This is a genomic window from Streptomyces sp. BRA346 (assembly GCF_052851135.1).
Map to the genome: position 1 here is coordinate 1 of NZ_JAIWIH010000159.1, position 2626 is coordinate 2626.

Genomic DNA, 2626 nt, shown 5'->3' on the forward strand with positions numbered 1-2626 from the left:
GGTGATGGCGACTCCGGCGCCGTTTGTGGAGTTCTCCCGTCAGCGTGGGCTTGCGGCGGATGGCCGGTGCAAGGCGTTCTCGGCGGATGCCGATGGCACGGGGTGGTCCGAAGGTGCGGGCATGCTGCTGGTGGAACGGCTGTCGGATGCGCGTCGCCATGGCCACCCGGTGCTTGCGGTGGTGCGCGGCAGCGCGATCAACCAGGACGGTGCGTCGAACGGTCTGACGGCGCCGAACGGCCCGTCGCAGCAGCGCGTCATCCGCCAGGCCCTCGCCAACGCCGGGCTGTCCGCCGCCGAGGTGGACGCTGTCGAGGCGCACGGCACGGGTACGTCGTTGGGTGACCCGATCGAGGCGCAGGCGCTGCTGGCCACGTACGGCCAGGAGCGGGAGGCCGATGGGCCGCTGTGGCTGGGGTCCATCAAGTCGAACATGGGCCACACGCAGGCCGCGGCGGGTGTCGCGGGCATCATCAAGATGGTCATGGCGATGCGGCACGGGATGCTGCCGCGGACGCTGCATGTGGATGAGCCGTCGCCGCACATCGACTGGTCCGCGGGTGCGGTGTCGCTGCTCGGTGAGGCGCGGTCGTCGTTCGGCTTCAGCGGGACGAACGCCCACACGATCATTGAGCAGGCGCCGGTTGGTGATCAGGATGAGGCGCCGCGTGACGTGGCGGTGACGCCTGGTGTCACGCCGTTTGCCCTGTCCGGCAAGTCGGCCGACGCGCTGCGTGCGCAGGCCGTACGGCTGCTCGCCCACCTGGAGGAGCGGCCCGAGCTGCCGCTGGCCGACCTCGGCTACTCGCTCGCGGTCACGCGGGCCGCGTTGGACCACCGTGCGGTGGTGGTCGGCGAGGAGCGCGCTGGGCTGGTTGCGGGGCTGGAGGCGCTGGCGCGGGGTGAGTCGGCTGCGGGGCTCGTTGAGGGCTCGGTGAGCGACGGCAAGGTGGCGTTCCTGTTCACCGGCCAGGGCAGCCAGCGGCTCGGCATGGGGCGCGAGCTGTACGAGGCGTACCCGGTGGGATGCGGTGTGCGATGTGCTGGATGCGCATCTTGACCGGCCGCTGAAGACGGTGCTGTTCGGGGACGATGCTGCGCTGCTGGACCAGACGGCGTTTACTCAGCCTGCGCTGTTCGCGGTCGAGGTGGCGCTGTTCCGGCTGGTGGAGGCGTGGGGTCTGCGTGCGGATTTCCTGTCCGGGCACTCCATCGGTGAGCTGGCCGCTGCGCATGTGGCGGGCGTGCTGTCGCTTGCGGATGCTGCGAAGTTGGTCGTGGCGCGTGGCCGTCTGATGCAGGAGCTTCCGGCCGGTGGCGCGATGGTCGCGGTGCAGGCGTCGGAAGATGAGGTGTTGCCGCTGCTCGGTGTGCGGGTGAGTATTGCCGCCGTCAACGGTCCGACGTCGGTGGTCATCGCGGGTGACGACGAGGCTGTGGTTGAGGTTGCGGCGTCGTTTGAGGCGCAGGGGCGTAAGACGAAGCGGCTCACGGTCAGCCATGCGTTCCATTCGCCGCGTATGGACGGGATGCTGGAGGCGTTCCGCGAGGTCGCGGAGGGTCTGTCGTACGAGGCTCCGCGTATCCCGATCGTCTCCAATCTGACCGGTGATGTCGTCTCCGCTGAGGAGATCACGACTGCCGACTTCTGGGTGCGGCATGTTCGCGAGGCCGTGCGCTTCCTCGATGGTGTGCGCACCCTCGAAGCGCAGGGCGTGACGACGTACGTCGAGCTGGGCCCGGACGGTGTGCTCACTGCCATGGCGCAGGAGTGTGTGACCGGGGACGACGCGGCGTTTGCGTCTGTCTGTCGCAAGGACCGGGCCGAGGTCGAGGTGCTGGTGTCGGCTGTCGCGCGGGCGCATGTCCGTGGTGTGGCTGTCGACTGGGATGCCGTTTTCGCCGGTACGGGCGCTGCGCGCGTCGAGCTGCCCACGTACGCCTTCCAGCGCCGCCGGTACTGGCCCCAGGCCTCGGCGTACGGCGTCGCGGGCACGGCCGGGCTCGGACTGGCCGCCGTGGATCATCCGCTGGTGGGGGCTGCTGTGCCGCTCGCGGGTGGTGATGGGCTGCTGCTGACGGGGCGGTTGTCGGTGCAGACGCATCCGTGGCTGCTCGATCACGCGGTGATGGGGTCGGTGCTGCTGCCGGGCACGGCCTTTGTCGAGCTGGCGGTTCACGCTGGTGACCAGGTCGGGTGCGATCTGGTGGAGGAGCTGACGTTGGAGGCGCCGTTGGTGCTTCCCGAAGTGGGTGGCGTTCAGCTTCAGGTGTCGGTGGGCGCCGCTGATGGTGCTGGGCGTCGTTCGGTCGAGGTCTACTCGCGGCTTGAGGATGAGCCGTGGGTGCGGCACGCCTCGGGTGCTCTGGCAGAGGTCGCCCCGGCTGCGCCGTCCGACCTGGGTGTGTGGCCTCCGGCGGGGGCGACGTCGGTTGGGCTGGATGGTCTGTATGAGGGCATGGCGGGCCTTGGGTTGGCGTATGGGCCGGTGTTCCAGGGGTTGACGTCTGCCTGGCGGCTGGGTGATGAGGTCTTCGCGGAGCTGGAGTTGCCGGAGGATGCGCGGTCGGAGGCGGGTGCGTTTGGTGTGCATCCGGCGTTGCTGGATTCGGCGTTGCATGCGGT

At 69.6% G+C, this 2626-nt stretch carries 1 pseudogene; it reads left to right on the top strand.

What is annotated here, in order from left to right:
- Positions 1 to 2626: pseudogene (locus LCH29_RS43895) on the top strand (type I polyketide synthase); the annotation flags it as partial.